Source organism: Halobacillus sp. (assembly GCF_049282395.1).
Taxonomy (GTDB): Bacteria; Bacillota; Bacilli; order Bacillales; family Halobacillaceae; genus Halobacillus.
This window is the reverse complement of sequence record NZ_JBAPTY010000461.1, coordinates 1-15,164: the sequence shown is the minus strand read 5'-3', so window position 1 is coordinate 15,164 and position 15,164 is coordinate 1. Positions and strand designations below refer to the sequence as shown.

The 15,164-nt window shown below is 40.1% G+C and carries 18 protein-coding genes and 1 pseudogene; all 19 read right to left on the bottom strand.

What is annotated here, in order from left to right:
- A pseudogene (locus WAM07_RS18935) lies at positions 1-200 on the bottom strand (histidinol-phosphate transaminase); the annotation flags it as partial.
- A gap of 15 nt (positions 201-215) precedes the next feature.
- Positions 216-578 (bottom strand): chorismate mutase, encoded by a 363-nt coding sequence (gene aroH, locus WAM07_RS18930; RefSeq protein WP_422168934.1) that lies wholly within the window; start codon positions 576-578, stop codon positions 216-218.
- On the bottom strand, positions 575-1,654 hold the full coding sequence (aroB, locus tag WAM07_RS18925) for a 3-dehydroquinate synthase (RefSeq protein ID WP_422168933.1): 1,080 nt from the start codon (positions 1,652-1,654) through the stop codon (positions 575-577). Before aroB ends, aroH begins: the two co-directional genes overlap by 4 nt.
- On the bottom strand, positions 1,655-2,821 hold the full coding sequence (aroC, locus tag WAM07_RS18920) for a chorismate synthase (RefSeq protein ID WP_422168932.1): 1,167 nt from the start codon (positions 2,819-2,821) through the stop codon (positions 1,655-1,657).
- A 133-nt stretch (positions 2,822-2,954) separates the two neighbouring features.
- A complete protein-coding gene (locus WAM07_RS18915) occupies positions 2,955-3,743 on the bottom strand; it encodes a CheR family methyltransferase (protein ID WP_422168931.1) in 789 nt (262 codons plus the stop codon).
- Positions 3,744-3,880: 137 nt separating this feature from the next.
- Positions 3,881-4,327 (bottom strand): nucleoside-diphosphate kinase, encoded by a 447-nt coding sequence (gene ndk, locus WAM07_RS18910; RefSeq protein WP_422168930.1) that lies wholly within the window; start codon positions 4,325-4,327, stop codon positions 3,881-3,883.
- 90 nt (positions 4,328-4,417) lie between these two features.
- Positions 4,418-5,389 carry a heptaprenyl diphosphate synthase component II gene (hepT, locus tag WAM07_RS18905; RefSeq protein WP_422168929.1) on the bottom strand — a complete coding sequence of 324 codons (972 nt, stop codon included), beginning with the start codon at positions 5,387-5,389 and terminating at the stop codon, positions 4,418-4,420.
- Between the two features lie 16 nt (positions 5,390-5,405).
- Entirely contained in the window at positions 5,406-6,113 is a 708-nt protein-coding gene (locus WAM07_RS18900) for a demethylmenaquinone methyltransferase (RefSeq protein ID WP_422168928.1), read from the bottom strand.
- A 2-nt stretch (positions 6,114-6,115) separates the two neighbouring features.
- Positions 6,116-6,919 carry a heptaprenyl diphosphate synthase component 1 gene (locus tag WAM07_RS18895; protein WP_422168927.1) on the bottom strand — a complete coding sequence of 268 codons (804 nt, stop codon included), beginning with the start codon at positions 6,917-6,919 and terminating at the stop codon, positions 6,116-6,118.
- A gap of 94 nt (positions 6,920-7,013) precedes the next feature.
- Positions 7,014-7,241 (bottom strand): trp RNA-binding attenuation protein MtrB, encoded by a 228-nt coding sequence (gene mtrB / locus WAM07_RS18890; RefSeq protein WP_014643522.1) that lies wholly within the window; start codon positions 7,239-7,241, stop codon positions 7,014-7,016.
- Between the two features lie 144 nt (positions 7,242-7,385).
- Complete coding sequence (locus WAM07_RS18885; protein ID WP_014643523.1) at positions 7,386-7,658, bottom strand: HU family DNA-binding protein; 273 nt, start codon at positions 7,656-7,658, stop codon at positions 7,386-7,388.
- 359 nt (positions 7,659-8,017) lie between these two features.
- On the bottom strand, positions 8,018-9,496 hold the full coding sequence (gene spoIVA / locus WAM07_RS18880) for a stage IV sporulation protein A (protein WP_422168926.1): 1,479 nt from the start codon (positions 9,494-9,496) through the stop codon (positions 8,018-8,020).
- Between the two features lie 246 nt (positions 9,497-9,742).
- On the bottom strand, positions 9,743-10,471 hold the full coding sequence (locus WAM07_RS18875) for a hypothetical protein (protein ID WP_422168925.1): 729 nt from the start codon (positions 10,469-10,471) through the stop codon (positions 9,743-9,745).
- Positions 10,472-10,489: 18 nt separating this feature from the next.
- A complete protein-coding gene (locus WAM07_RS18870; RefSeq protein ID WP_224892601.1) occupies positions 10,490-10,687 on the bottom strand; it encodes a DUF2768 domain-containing protein in 198 nt (65 codons plus the stop codon).
- A gap of 274 nt (positions 10,688-10,961) precedes the next feature.
- Positions 10,962-11,222, bottom strand: a complete 261-nt coding sequence (locus tag WAM07_RS18865; protein WP_422168924.1) for a stage VI sporulation protein F — start codon at positions 11,220-11,222, stop codon at positions 10,962-10,964.
- Between the two features lie 61 nt (positions 11,223-11,283).
- Entirely contained in the window at positions 11,284-12,324 is a 1,041-nt protein-coding gene (locus WAM07_RS18860; RefSeq protein ID WP_422168923.1) for an NAD(P)H-dependent glycerol-3-phosphate dehydrogenase, read from the bottom strand.
- 27 nt (positions 12,325-12,351) lie between these two features.
- Positions 12,352-13,662, bottom strand: coding sequence for a ribosome biogenesis GTPase Der (der, locus tag WAM07_RS18855; RefSeq protein WP_422168922.1), 1,311 nt, complete (start codon positions 13,660-13,662; stop codon positions 12,352-12,354).
- Positions 13,663-13,924: 262 nt separating this feature from the next.
- The gene (locus tag WAM07_RS18850; protein ID WP_014643531.1) at positions 13,925-14,110 is read right to left on the bottom strand and encodes a capping complex subunit for YIEGIA; all 186 of its coding nucleotides are present in this window, start codon (positions 14,108-14,110) and stop codon (positions 13,925-13,927) included.
- 3 nt (positions 14,111-14,113) lie between these two features.
- A complete protein-coding gene (locus tag WAM07_RS18845) occupies positions 14,114-14,995 on the bottom strand; it encodes a YIEGIA family protein (RefSeq protein ID WP_422168921.1) in 882 nt (293 codons plus the stop codon).
- Between the last annotated feature and the right edge of the window lie 169 nt (positions 14,996-15,164).

Below are 15,164 nucleotides of genomic sequence, written 5' to 3'. Positions count from 1 at the left end.
GCTGCATATCCATCAGGATAAATTTCTAAGTTAGTGATTAACTCAGGTAGTTCTTGTTTCACCTTAGGAGAAAATCCAAATGGGTTTTCGTTCGAAGCTAGCTTAACGATTCGTTCAAGCCCGTATTCTTTTTTTACTTCTTCTATTCCTTTTCCTGGTTTGTAAGGTTTCATATCTCTTAAAATGTCTTTAGCTTTCATACAGGAACGCTCCTCTCAACTCTTTAAATCCGGTCGAAGCTGTTTCGCTTCATAATGATAAATATGCTTAATATGATGCTGTGCTGCATCGGTTTCAGCCGTTACCATTACTCGGATACACTTAGGTAAACTTCCGGGAACCGGAATTTCTCTCATACACATAACAGGGACATAAGTCCATCCCTCTATCTGCCTCAGGGATTTGGCTGGGAAGCCATCGTTCAGGTCCTCTGTAACTGTAAAATAAATGGATACAACTTGCTCTGGCTGAATTTGATTCTGACGAATAAGATCGTGCATTAGTTCTACAGATTTGTCTATGATCTCTTCTGATCTATTTACTGACACTGTAGTAGCCCCTCTGATACCTCGGATCATGTGGCTCTCACCTCTTTAATAAATAGATTCAAGTCTGTTTGTATTTCCTGATCGCTTAATTCGACAACACACGGTGTTCCGACCTGACTCAACAGGACATAATTAATTTTCTGATGAACCGTTTTTTTATCCCACTTCATGCGTTTAAGCAAAGTATCCATCTCTAAGTCCTTAAGAATATCGAATGGATAATGATTGGACTTCAGCCATTCACGATAGCGGTCCACTGGCAGGGAAGCGTTCAGTTTCCTTTGACTAACACGTAAGGCAAACCATAAGCCAATACCAACTGCCTCTCCATGGGTGATTTTTCCGTAACCAAGTTCAGACTCTATCGCATGTGCCAGGGTGTGGCCCAGGTTTAGATACCTTCTTATTCCCTTTTCACGCTCATCACTCTCTACGATTCCTGCCTTGACCTTAATCCCTTTCATCAGGTCATCCTTTATCTGTTCACTAGATATATTGTCTAACGTAGCTCGAAGCAGGTTACTACACCATTCTTCGCTGCTTAAAAAAGCGTGTTTAATGACTTCTCCATACCCAGAACGGATCTCTTCTGCCGGAAGCGTAAGCAATGTTTCGGTATCATAAATAACCTTTACAGGATTATAAAAACTTCCTATCAGATTTTTGCCTTTAAGATGGTTGATTGCCACTTTTCCTCCCACGCTGCTGTCATGTGCCAAGATCGTCGTAGGCATTTGGATGAAATCAATTCCTCTCAAATAAGTAGAAGCTACAAACCCAGCAAGATCTCCAATCATACCTCCTCCTAACGCGAGAATTAAGGAGTGACGGTCAAGCTGAGCTTCTACACACGCATCCAGTAATCGCTCATACTGTCTCATACTCTTAGATGATTCTCCAGACGGAACTATAGAAGTGTGAACATCAAACTCTCTCCCTAGTCCACGGATCACATCATTCAAGTAGATATTAGAAACTTTGTCATCTGTTATGACTAATACTTTCTGATAGTCACCGGCTATATAATTTAGCAGTTCGTGCCGAATTCCTTCTTCTATAATGACCTCGTAATCATGAGAGTTTGCATGAATAGTCAAAGAGCTCATTTAAAACTCCCTGACTTCCTTACGATAATCATCAATAGCACGTTTTAACCTTGGGAAATAGTCAGATGGAAATTCTTCCGTAATAGCCTTAGCCAATTCGAAAGCTACAATATGCTCCATAACAACAGAGGCTGCAGGAACAGCACAGGAATCAGAACGTTCAATACTAGCGTTAAATGGCTCTTTAGTATCGATGTCCACACTTTGAAGCGGCTTGTAAAGAGTAGGGATAGGCTTCATAACCCCTTTTACCACAATTGGCATACCAGTGGTCATACCTCCTTCGAATCCTCCAAGACGGTTCGTACGTCTGTAATAGCCTCGTTCCTCACTCCAGAGAATTTCATCATGAACGTCACTGCCGTTTCGACGGGCTGCTTCAAAACCTATTCCGAATTCTACTCCTTTAAACGCATTAATGCTCATAACACTGCCTGCAATTCTAGCATCCAGCTTACGGTCATATTGAACATAAGACCCAAGTCCAGGAGGCATACCTTCTACATAAACTTCGGTGACCCCTCCGATAGTGTCTCCATCCTTTTTAGCGTCATCGATAGCTTTTTTCATTTTTTCAGCTGCGCTTTCATCAAAAGTACGCACAGGTGAATTCTCAGATATTTCCCGTCGTTCCTGTAACGTCAGATTTTCATCTACATCACTTACGATGCCTGCAATTTCCCGAACGTATCCAGCGACTTCAATTCCTAGTTCACTTAACAATACCTTAGCCACGGCTCCTGCCCCAACTCTGGCAGCCGTCTCCCGCGCAGAAGAACGTTCTAGAACATTTCGCATGTCACGGTGCCCGTACTTCATTCCACCATTTAAATCAGCGTGTCCCGGTCTCGGCTTCGTTACTTTTCTTCGTATATTAGCATCTTCAGGAAGTGGATCTTCTCCCATGATATCAGTCCAGTGTTTAAAATCGTCGTTATGGACAACCAAAGTTATAGGTGAACCCATCGTATAACCATGTCGCACCCCGCTCGTAATCTCTACTAAGTCTTTTTCAATCTGCATCCTTTTCCCACGGCCATACCCACCTTGCCGTCTAATTAAAGATTCGTTAATCTGTTCGCTTAGCAAAGGTAGATGGGAAGGTACCCCTTCTATAATAGTTGTCAACTGCTTACCATGAGATTCACCTGCTGTTAAATAACGCATGGATAACATCCCTCCTGATTGTATAGTGAACTGAGTTAATCTCAGCAATAAATTTTACGTACTACTATATCATACGCATAAACGTTTGTGTCGCAAAATTGTTCGAATTTTTATAAAAAGACATTGGAAGCGCTTACTTACTTTTACTTTCCGTTTTTTTATAAAAAAATGTGTCAAAGACTTCTAGTTGATATCGTCGGGGCGAAAATATCTGTTCGGTGCTACCCACAAAAAGTATTCCTCCATTTTCAAGGGAACGACTGAAATTCTCGTAAATATGATGCTTAGCTTTCTCAGTAAAATAGATTAACACATTCCTGCAAACAATAAGATCACAGGAAGGTATGAAAGGATCCGCTAACAAATTGTGTCTTTTAAAGGTAACACAGTTTCTTATATTATCTTTGACATTATAAGAAGCCCCTGTCCTTACAAAGTATTTTCTTTTTATTCCTTCAGGCACTTCTTTAAGCGATCTTTGAGGATAAACACCTTGTCTAGCTTTCTCCAGAGCCTGACCATCCAAATCAGTAGCAATGATCTCGATGTTTTGCAGAGGGAGAAAGTGATTGATAATCATAGCTAGAGTATATGGCTCTTCTCCCGTAGAACACGCTGCACTCCAAACTTTTATGTGATCTTTATTTTGCAGGAGGTAAGGAAGAACTTTCTTTTCCAGAAATTCAAACCGCTTTCGATTACGGTAAAACTCTGAAACGTTTATAGTCATCCTGTCTAATAGCTCTTCCAATAAGTGAGGATGGGAATGAAAGGAAGAATAGTAATTTAAAAAAGTTGAATACCCACGTTTATCCCGCAGCGAAGTCAATCTTCGTTTCATTTGAACTTCTTTGTAGAGGGAGAGATCAATACCTGTTTGTGTATGTAAAAGTTGGACGAATTCTTCATAATCCTCATTCATAACCCGGGCTCCTTGTTCTAACTGATCTATTCTCTACTAGAGTAGCTGAACCATTCTGGTATGTAAACGATAATCGACCGTAATTTATCACACTAAAAAACCGCCTGCATCCAGGCGGTTTTTGAAAGGATTTATGCTCAGTAAACCCAGTTTAAGTTATCTTTTTGATAATTTAAGATTTCATCAGAATTGAAGAAAAGCTCTAGTTCTCTTTTAGCACTTTCAGCTGAATCGGATCCGTGAATGACGTTTTTGCCTACTGTTACCCCGAAGTCCCCGCGGATCGTTCCTGGTGCTGCATCGGAAGGTTTAGTGGCCCCCATCATCTGACGAGCCCCAGCGATTACATTCTCACCTTCCCATACCATAGCAAATACAGGGCCGGAAGTGATAAATTCTACCAGCTCACTGAAGAAAGGTTTGTCTTTATGTTCGCCATAGTGTTCTTCTGCCAACGAATTTGAAATAACCATAAGTTTAGCACCTGCTAATTTATACCCTTTTTTTTCAAATCTGGAAGTAATCTCACCAATTAAATTACGTTGAACTCCATCAGGCTTAACCATTAAAAAAGTCTTTTCCATGTCATCCACCTCAGTTTATGTATAGTGTGAAAGCGCTTTTAATAAGTGCTATAGCAAATTCTATCAAAGTTTGGAAAGGAAGGCAATACATTATGCCCTTCTTTTTCCAATGTATTTAGCAATCCCTTTTAAAGTCTGTTTAGCACGATTTGGAGGAAGCTTATCCAAGGATTCGTAAGCTTTTTTTAAATACCGGTCACTTAACTGCAGAGCCCGGGGGATAGAATCATTAGCTTTAATTCGCTCGAGCAACGGTTTAATATCTTCTGGGTTTAATTGATCTTTTCTTATAAACAACTCTTCCAGACTCTTCCTATAATCGCTTTCTTCCATCGAATATAGAACAGGCAATGTAATATTTCCCTGTAGAAGATCACTTCCCGCTGGTTTGCCAAGTTCTTCTTCGGAAGAAGTAAAATCAAGAACGTCGTCGATGATCTGATAAGACATACCTACATAATACCCGTATTGATATAAAGCTTTTTCTTCACGGGGGGTAACATTGGCTGCAATAGCTCCTAAACGGCAGCTAGCCGCAATCAGAAGAGCCGTTTTTCTTTTTATTCTACGAAGATATGTACGCAAATTCTGATCCACATTGTATTTATCCCTGATTTGCTCAATTTCACCTAAACAAAGTTCAACCATAGTGTTAGCTAAAATCTGATGCGCCCGGGGATTTTCAAGAGCAGACAGGTTTTCAAGAGAGCGCGCAAAAATATAATCGCCTGTGTACATAGCGATTCGGTTATCCCAGCGTGACTTTATTGTAGGCTCTCCTCTTCGGAGCTCTGACTCGTCAATTACATCGTCGTGAACGAGAGAAGCAGTATGTATAAGTTCTAAAGACACAGCTACAGCCTTCATACGTTCAATATCATAATCACCGAATTTACCGGCTAACAGAACAAATACTGGTCTTATACGCTTTCCACCAGCCTGTAGCAGTTGGCTCGAAGCTTCGCGTAACACCGGATTATCTGACTGTATGGTCTCATTTACAGCAGTTTCTATAGAAGATAGATCGTTTTTCAGAAATGAGTAGATCATGGCTAATTTCATTGTGCTTCATCCTTAATTATTGCTTTTCACCCATATGCATGGCCGCAACGCCACCAGTATAGGATTTGACTATTACGTTCTTAAAACCGATATCCTCAAACAGCTCTTTTAATTCGTTTTTCCCTGGAAAATCTTTAGCCGATTCATGGAGCCAGCTATATTCCTGATAACTTTTAGCGAAGAGCTTTCCAAATAAAGGCATTATATTTCTAAAATAGAAATAATAAATAGATTTAAAAACAGGGTTTTCCGGCTGCGATGTTTCCAAACAGACAACCTTTCCACCAGGCTTTACCACCCGTAGCATTTCTGATAGAACCTGCCTATAATCCGGAACGTTTCTTAAACCGAATCCAATTGTAACGTAATCAAATTGATCATCTTCAAAAGGCAATTCCATAGCATTGCCGTGCTCAAATTCTACTTGCCTCATTTTTAAGGCCAATTTCTTTTTAATGGCCACGGAGAGCATATTTACGCTAAAGTCCAGCCCTACTACTTTGCCAGTTGGACCAACCTCTTTCGCTAAAGCCATTGTCCAATCTCCCGTCCCGCAACACAGATCAAGCGTTCTGTCTCCTTCGTTTACATTCATTCTTTTCATCACATCTCTTCGCCACAAACGATGCTGTTGAAAAGAAATAATGGAATTCATCTGATCGTATCGATTATATATTTGTTCAAATACATGATGAACACGTTCTTCTTTAGTTTGTGAGCCCATATTTAACCTTCTTCCGCAATCTGTCTCTGATTGAATTGATGATGAATAGCAGAGTGGACATGGGTTTTGAGCCCGTTAAAATGAATCGGTAGCTGAGAGACCGTTGCTTCCAGCCGATGCACGTGACTCTGAAGCATTTGTTCAATGTTTACGATTACTTGTCCACTATTCCCCAGAATACCCGGCCGCTTAACTAATACATCGATGAGTGGAGAAAATTTACCTTCCTGATAACTTTTCTTCTCTTCAAGAAGTTTCTTTGCCAGGAGCCATTCTCCTGCCATATCATTAATTGTTGTTCTTTGAACATAAGAAGCCACTCTTTGAATGAGTAACGATTCTATTTTCTTTAGACCGTTCAGAAATTCTTGAAATGACTCTACATCTTTATAGTATAGCTCCATTTTTAATTCGTTAATTTCTTTAATAGCACCTGCAAGCGTTTGAATCATGGGTATATCCTCAAGTTGAGACAATAAATAATAATAGAGTCCACTGTAATAGTCCCCTGCTAAAACAGTTAACTGTCGGTTCCTGATGGTTTCCTGGTCATCTTCATCTTCTGTAAGTGTTACAAGATCATGGGTGTCCAAAGCTATTTGAACCAGCATAGTGGTAATAATATACTGTTCCTTTTTCACAGAAGAAAGACTGGTATGATCCATGATCGAAGATAAAATTACCAGCTTATCCTCATCCACAGCAGGTTCCGGTATGAAACGCGCCAAAAAAGGATGGCGAACTTTCGATTCAATTTTTTGTTTCAATTGTTTGATGTAATGATCTGAGGAATTCAACTTGATCACCTGGTCCCTTCGTGAACACTAATAAACCACACCTATTATAGCACAATTCACCTTCAAACGCTTTTTATGTAGCTTCTCTATACGTAATGAGAGCCTATTCCTCCCCTTCATTCGTCATTTCTCCGTGGCTTGTCTGTATAACGGCTTTGCCACGAACTTTAACGGCAGAAGTGTGTTCAGTAAATTGGGCAATCATTACTTCACCCTGATCAAGTTTTTCTGAATGATGAAATCTTGTATCTGTACCTCGCGTTAATCCTATAACATTTACACCGTCTTCTAAAGCTTTAATAACAAAAAAGTCATTATTAGAAGTTGTCATTTGCAACAATCTCCTTTCTTTAATTACTACTATCTCTTAGAAGTATTTTGATGTCAAAACATTCATATCTATTTGAACAAAACGTTTGTTAATAAGAAAAAAAGGGTGCGCAATGCACCCTTTTCCAAAGCCCTATGTAGCTTTTTATTTTACCGCGTCTTTAAGGGCTTTTCCTGGTTTGAAAGCAGGAACTTTGCTAGCAGAGATTTCGATCTCTTCACCAGTTTGTGGATTACGACCTTTACGTGCCGCACGCTCACGAACCTCAAAGTTACCGAATCCAATAAGCTGAACTTTCTCACCATCTTTTAGTGAATCCATGATAGATTCGAATACAGAGTCGACAGCTTGAGTAGCATCTTTCTTAGAAAGATCTGTTTTTTCAGATACAGCGTTGATTAGATCTGTTTTGTTCATGACATTCACCTCCTCTCAAGAGGGTTAATCTCATTCAAGTGGAAAGAACCACTATAAATGTTGATGTAGCAGTCATCAAATGATGACAAGCCTTATACTAAACGAGTTTCCAACGAAATTCAATAGAGAATCCTTTAACAATCGCGTTACAAAGCGATTTACAGGAGTGAATTCCGCTTCAGTTCAAGAGTAGCTTACCATAAACCTCAAGCAGGTGCAAGAAGCCGCAACTACTGATATGAAGGGGTTTTACTCTTTTTTAAACATTCCATACGAGTTATTACGACACAGGAGCAGAAAATCCCTTTATTATATAAAAAAAATTGCACAAAAAAATTAAAACGGCCCACTGGGAGCCGTTATAGGATGATGGCTATCATGCCGCCGGAGCCTTCATTAATAATTCTCCCCAGCGTTTCTTGCAATTTATATCTTGCATTTTCCGGCATTAAAGCAAGTTTAGCCTGAATGCCTTCACGAACAATTGAGCTTAACGAGCGTCCGAATATATCTGAGTTCCAAATAGACAATGGGTCTTCTTCAAAATCCTGCATCAAATACCTTACAAGTTCCTCGCTTTGTTTCTCTGTACCTATAATTGGCGAGAACTCAGACTGTACATCGACTTTGACCATATGAATGGAAGGGGCAACTGCTTTTAACCTAACGCCGAATCTTGAACCCTGGCGTATTATTTCAGGCTCTTCCAGAGACATATCCTCTAAAGATGGAGCTGCTATGCCATAGCCGGTTTGTTTCACCATTTGCAGAGCATCTGCTACTTGGTCATATTCTCTTTTGGCGATGGCGAAATCCTGCATAATTTCCAAAAGATGATCTTTGCCGCGAATTTCCTCGCCAACAATCTCTTTTAGCACGTGGTCATAAAGGTGTTCAGGAGCCTGCAGATCAATTTCTGCCACCCCTTCTCCAAGGTCCATTCCAGAAATATGGGCTCCAGTAATATATTCATAATGATCAAAGTTTCCTATGACAGTATCTACGTCACGCAGCCGTTTAATGTCCTTCACTGTGTCTTCAATTGCATTTTGCAAATTGTTTCTTAACCAGTGCCTTGAATCAAGCACCATTACCCAGCTTGGCAGGTTTACATTGACCTCAAGGACAGGAAACTCAAACAAAGCCTCTCTAAGAACACTTTGTACATCCTGCTCTCTCATACTTTCGACCGACAGGGCCAGAACTGGGATATCATATTTCTCTGAAAGTTCACTTCTCAACCGCTCTGTACTATCAGCATGAGGTTGAGCTGAATTAACAATCATGATAAAAGGTTTACCGACTTCTCTCAGCTCATCGACTACTTTTTCTTCAGCCTCTACGTAATCGGCACGTGCAATTTCTCCAATCGTCCCATCAGTAGTTACTACAATTCCAATGGTTGAATGCTCCTGGATAACTTTTTGAGTGCCGATTTCCGCTGCTTCTTGAAAAGGAATGGCTTCTTCATACCATGGTGTATGAATCATCCGCGGACCATGTTCGTCCTCATAACCAACAGCGCCTTTTACAGCATATCCGACGCAGTCCACCATACGGACACGTATATCCAGATGGTCATCAATATTAATTGTAGCTGCATGGTTAGGAACAAATTTCGGTTCTGTGGTCATGATAGTTTTTCCAGCTGCACTCTGCGGAAGCTCATCTAACGCACGTTCCCTTTCAGACTCCTCTTCCATGTTCGGTAAGACTACTAATTCCATAAACTTCTTTATAAATGTAGATTTACCAGTCCGTACAGCCCCCACTACTCCCAGATAAATATCACCATTCGTCCGTTTGGAAATATCATTAAAGATATCTACCTTTTCCAAAGGATCCCCTCCCAAATAAAATTTCACCATCATACAAGCCTAGACAATCTAATTCTATGACATCATCTAAGTGAAATATGCCAGAAATTAATAACTTCATAATATAATTAAATGAATCGTGTTCCTGTAATACGCTCCGGACTAGCTCTTTAAAGGTTATGAGACAGGGGGAAAGATCATTCTTCATCCTTTTAAGCACGTTCAGTACGAAAAAAGAACCGCTCCCTTAACTGGGAACGGCTTTTTTCAAGATGACTGATATTCGCTCATAAAGATGGGTTCACCATCACGTATGGTGTAGGGTTCAGAATAACCTGGCACAAACGGGGCATGGTCCGTAAGTAAATAGCGGATATCTTCACCAGATTCATAGGAATGATCCTTGTTTTTAAGATATTCATATAAGTCTTTTCGATAATCTATAAACAGTTTTCCTTCTGAATTTAAATAAACGGGCAGCATTTGCTGAGAATAAGGACTATCTATCATAGGAGGTTCGTCTAGACCTATTTTTTCATAATCAAGGGCGTAGACACCTTTAGCAATTTGATCTCCAAATGGTGGATAACGATTATTATCCCTGAAGAATTTTACTTTCACCTGTAACGAGCGAAGTGTTTCAGTCGTTCTTAAATCGAGTACTTTTACTGTAGGGTTGTCCTCTGGATAAATGATAACATACTGATAATATCCTCCGTTCTCAAAGGCCGTACCAGGAGGTTCGCCAATTAAGTTTTGCTGCTTCAACTTTTCAAAATCCAGCTGATATTTCTGAAAAATGGGTGTATCCTGAGGTTTAGTCTTAATAGGTAACAGTCCATTTGTATTTTCCTGAAAGGTGTCTACCGCGTTTTGGATAGACTCTAACTGAACCTGGTTAGGCACCTGATTCTTTTGCAGCTGGTTACTTGGATAAAGACAGCCCGTCAATATGACAAGAAGGAATGGCACAGTCCATAGTTTTAGCATTTTCATGTTGAGCCCTCCATTTCCTTAAGCTGTCGGTCCACTAAATACGATGTAAAATATAATTAGACCTCCCAGAATCATAAACACATAGGCTAAAAAGGCTACAATTCCAGAGAGCACACCTTTTAATTTATGCCTGCTTAATAAAATCAATCCAATCGCCAGAAACAAGAATAAAATTCCGGCAAAGGAGATGTACATATTGAGCATTGATTCAGACATTATTGTCCCCCTTTGTACACAAATTGCTTTTGATATTATACCACACGCTTGCCTCTAAGCGGAAACACCTTCCTATATCGAGTCAAAGAAACTATACTAACCCAGCATTTTATGTAAGGTTCATTCATTTTCCATTTTTTCTAAGAAAAATAACCGGAGCAGCTATGCTCCGGTTTGACTAAATAATTCCCTATCCAGCTCATGTGTAATAATTGCTGCGTGTTATCATATGCATTTTTTCGAAGGGCCGCCTCCTCAGACGCCCACTCGTTAACTATCCTTTTAAAAACTTACCTAAAGTATTCATATCCAAAGGCATATTCTGTTTCGTAATAGCTTCAACAATTTTATCTTCTTTCTTCTTAGAAACCGGTTTGTTTGCTATTTTTGCCAATTGACGTACTAAACGCCGCACCGTTTTCTCATCTTTAAAATCAGCATTTTGAACAGAATTTGCCACGTTAAAAACATCTTCTGCGTCGATATTAGCTTTCTTCTTCAAATGATCAAAGATATTCTTTTGAAAATCACTCATAAACAATTGACCTCCTCGTGCGTTAGGTTCTGGATAGTATATGCACGAGGTTCTATATGTGTCAGTCATTCATTTGTTCATCAAGAATATTTGTGAGGTCCTCCATTTCATGACGGCGGATCCTTGTCATTAACTGGTCCACCACGTCTCTTGCATGGGCTTTTTCAAATAAAATTCGGTAAATACCAGAAGTTATAGGCATTTCTACATCCTGCGTCTGAGAGAGCTGGTAAGCCGCTTTCGTTGTTCGTACTCCTTCAACCACCATTCCCATCTCGTCAAGCACCTCATCCAAATCATTTCCCTGCCCTAATTTGTATCCGGCACGCCAATTACGGCTGTGTGAACTGGTACAAGTAACAATTAAATCCCCAACGCCCGTAAGGCCGGAAAAAGTGAGGGGGTTAGCTCCCATAGAAGTTCCTAAACGTGCAATTTCAGCCAATCCTCTTGTAATTAAAGCAGCTTTGGCGTTATCACCATAACCTAAGCCGTCTGATATTCCTGCCCCCAAAGCTATAATGTTTTTCAGGGCGCCGCCCAGTTCTACACCGATGAGGTCAGGAGAAGTATAAACACGGAACTGCCGATTCATGAAAAGGTCCTGTACCTTTTCTGCCACCTCTAGCTTCTTCGAGGAGATCGTAACCGTTGTCGGCTGACGTAAGCTTACTTCTTCAGCGTGACTAGGTCCTGATAATACAACAATATCCTCGTATAACTCTTCAGGGATCTCTTCATGAATGACTTCTGAAACTCGTTTAAAAGTCTCAGGTTCAATCCCTTTCGATGCATGTGTAATGGTTACTTTATGGTCGATGAGCTTCCTAAGGTTCTGACATACCTCACGCATAGCTTTCGTTGGTACAACAAGCAGGATGTGGTCGACTCCACTCACGACCCGGTCCAACTGACTATCAGCAACTATCCGTTCAGGTATGGTAACCCCCTTTAAATATTTCTCATTTGCACGTGTTTCGTTTATCTCATCTGCATGCTCTTTACGGTGAGCCCAAAGAGCTACTTCATGACCATTATCTGCAAGGACAATGGCAAGAGCTGTTCCCCAGCTGCCTGCCCCTAAAACGGCTACTTTTCCCATGATACCTGCTCCCTTCTTGAAATTCCCTTAACTCCGCTTTCTGGCGAAGATTTTAATAGGCGTACCTTCAAAACCGAAAGCTTCGCGAATTCGATTTTCAAGAAAACGTTCATACGTGAAGTGCATCAGTTCCGGTTCGTTTACAAATACTACGAAGCTTGGAGGTTTCACAGATACCTGCGCGGCATAAAAGATTTTTAACTTTTGCCCTTTTATGGAAGGTGATGGGTTCATAGCCAAAGCATCCATAATCACTTCATTTAATATATTTGTTTGAACACGTTTGGCATGATTCTCACTTGCCTCCAGTATTCTTGGAAGTAAGGTATGAACACGCTTTTTAGTTTTTGCTGATAAAAATACAACAGGAGCATAATCTAAAAAGCGAAAGTTGGAACGAACCTTGTCTTCGAACTCTTTCATCGTTTTCTCTTCCACTTCTACTGTATCCCATTTATTTACCACAATAATAACAGCTTTTCCGGCTTCGTGAGCATAGCCGGCTATCTTTTTATCCTGTTCCTGAATACCTGTGTCTGCATCAATCAAGGATAAAACCACATCGGATCGCTCTATAGCTTTCATCGCTCTCATTATACTGTATTTTTCAGTAGCCTCGTAAATTTTTCCGCGTTTTCTCATCCCTGCCGTATCAATTATAACGTAATCTCGGTCATCTTTTGAAAACGGGGTGTCTATAGCATCTCTAGTTGTACCTGCTATATCGCTTACAATGACTCGCTCTTGTCCCAAAAGAGTATTTACTAATGAAGATTTTCCAACATTAGGACGACCAATTACACTAAAACGAATAATATCGTCGTCAATTTCTTCTATCATTTTATCCGGGAAGTGTTTGACCACTTCATCCAGCATGTCCCCAAGACCTAGACCATGCGTACCGGATATAGGGTGAGGTTCTCCAAAACCAAGAGAATAAAATTCATAGATGTTTTCTCTCATTTCTGGATTATCAACTTTATTTACGGCAAGCACGACAGGTTTGTTTGATTTGTATAGTATCTTCGCAACTTCTTCATCAGCACCGGTAATTCCATCACGGCCGTTAACCATGAACACAATAACATCCGCTTCATCGATAGCTACCTGAGCCTGCTCTCTCATTTGAACAAGTAAAGGCTCATCACCAAGTTCAATGCCACCCGTGTCAATGACATTAAACCGTTCGTTCAGCCATTCTCCCTCTGCATAAATACGGTCTCTCGTCACTCCAGGTGTATCTTCTACAATCGAAATTCTTTCCCCTACAAGCCTATTAAATATGGTTGATTTCCCCACATTCGGCCGTCCAACAATAGCCATGACAGATTTTCTCATGAAAGGATCTTCCTTTCTTCTTTTCTATTTTACTTATTCCACGTTTTCTTCGTCTTTAAAATACCGAGGTACAAGAAACAGAAATCTACCTAAGTTTTCTATTCCTCTATACCACGCAACATAAAAATACTGCTCTTCCGCGGATAGCCGATGCGCAGCTTTCCTTCCGCAGAACAGCAGAAATCCTTTAACTCTAATATTTTAGCAGACATTAATAAAATAAACAATTACTGAGCCGCTTTCATTTACTGATCCGCTTTCATTAATGCTTTACTATGATATATAATCGATCACTAAGAGCGTGAGCGATTCCATCAAGGATAGCTTCAAGATTAGCAGCTACAGCTTCCATTTCTTCCTTGGTTTCACAATGGAAAACCGCCGTGCTCCCGGTTACTTTTTCTGATTGGGTTGTGATCGCTGCTAAAATTGCTTTTTCCATCTTCATAATTTAGCCCTCCCGGTTTCTTTTCCTTGACGGCATTTGTATGGCATTTTCCAGTACTGGCACGGAGGAAATAATTTCTTTGGCTCTTACTGGGTCTTTTTCCTGAGGTAATATAAAAACACCAATTCTCCCATCGTTAAGATCTCGCTTAATTAACGGAACAAGTGCAGGGGTTCCAGAATCTCTAAAAACTCCAAGAGTAACGGAGACATCATGTAAAATTGCTTGACGCTGGCCAAGGTTAGCTATAGTGGACCGCACACTAAAAGACCTAGGGGTCAGTATGAATCCCATCCCATACTTTAATATTTCGTCCTGACGTTCAGGAAGTCCTATGTTCATGATATAAATGTTATCTACATATAAACCTGCCCCTTTAAAGCTAAGTTCTGAGAGTTCCACCGTTACGATATCGGAAAGCTTGGAACCGCTCATTAACTGGGAAGAAATAACAAAACACACTAAAGCAACCCCTAGAGCTGCCCATCCATTTATTGCTAAATAGCACAGCGTAACAATAAAGGAAGTAAAAATAACCAGGTAATTTCTGCTTTCAAAAGCGACAGCAATCCCTTCAATATAAGTGTTTCCCCGGGGTACAAGTTCATAAGAATCCATTTCTGTTAACGTATTTCTTTCCATGTTGCGAACTTCTCTGAACTGGGAAGCAGCTAACGTTAAAAAGGTAACAGCTGTAAATTCTTTTTCCATTATAGAAGGAATGGCTATAGTCCCGAGTGAAGCCGCTATAAAACCCAGCGATAAATGAATAATTTTCCCGTGTAAGTAGGTAGGATACTGACGATAGTCGGTTCGAAGCATAAAGACCCTTAAAGCCGTACCGACCAAAATACCAGCAATAATTGGATACGTGTATTCATTCACACATACGCACCTCGTTTTTTAATTGTTTTAATCTTCTTCTGTTGCAATTAATACTTTAATCGGTTAATTCAATACATGATAAATAAAACGACCATACCTTTTAACACAAAAATTATCGTTTGTTGATTGAAAAAGGGTTCTTCCAAAATGTAAATTGAAAATACCAAAT

Bases quoted from the DNA above. Each gene is read 5' to 3' on its own strand.
- WAM07_RS18870 (WP_224892601.1), bottom strand. From the start codon at position 10,687: ATGTCTGAATCAATGCTCAATATGTACATCTCCTTTGCCGGAATTTTA.
- aroB (WP_422168933.1), bottom strand. From the start codon at position 1,654: ATGAGCTCTTTGACTATTCATGCAAACTCTCATGATTACGAGGTCATT.
- ndk (WP_422168930.1), bottom strand. From the start codon at position 4,327: ATGGAAAAGACTTTTTTAATGGTTAAGCCTGATGGAGTTCAACGTAAT.
- der (WP_422168922.1), bottom strand. From the start codon at position 13,662: ATGAGAAAATCTGTCATGGCTATTGTTGGACGGCCGAATGTGGGGAAA.
- aroC (WP_422168932.1), bottom strand. From the start codon at position 2,821: ATGCGTTATTTAACAGCAGGTGAATCTCATGGTAAGCAGTTGACAACT.
- mtrB (WP_014643522.1), bottom strand. From the start codon at position 7,241: ATGACAACTTCTAATAATGACTTTTTTGTTATTAAAGCTTTAGAAGAC.
- WAM07_RS18915 (WP_422168931.1), bottom strand. From the start codon at position 3,743: ATGAATGAGGATTATGAAGAATTCGTCCAACTTTTACATACACAAACA.
- hepT (WP_422168929.1), bottom strand. From the start codon at position 5,389: ATGAAATTAGCCATGATCTACTCATTTCTGAAAAACGATCTATCTTCT.
- WAM07_RS18875 (WP_422168925.1), bottom strand. From the start codon at position 10,471: ATGAAAATGCTAAAACTATGGACTGTGCCATTCCTTCTTGTCATATTG.
- WAM07_RS18900 (WP_422168928.1), bottom strand. From the start codon at position 6,113: ATGGGCTCACAAACTAAAGAAGAACGTGTTCATCATGTATTTGAACAA.
- WAM07_RS18850 (WP_014643531.1), bottom strand. From the start codon at position 14,110: ATGAAGATGGAAAAAGCAATTTTAGCAGCGATCACAACCCAATCAGAA.
- WAM07_RS18885 (WP_014643523.1), bottom strand. From the start codon at position 7,658: ATGAACAAAACAGATCTAATCAACGCTGTATCTGAAAAAACAGATCTT.
- WAM07_RS18860 (WP_422168923.1), bottom strand. From the start codon at position 12,324: ATGGGAAAAGTAGCCGTTTTAGGGGCAGGCAGCTGGGGAACAGCTCTT.
- WAM07_RS18865 (WP_422168924.1), bottom strand. From the start codon at position 11,222: ATGAGTGATTTTCAAAAGAATATCTTTGATCATTTGAAGAAGAAAGCT.
- aroH (WP_422168934.1), bottom strand. From the start codon at position 578: ATGATCCGAGGTATCAGAGGGGCTACTACAGTGTCAGTAAATAGATCA.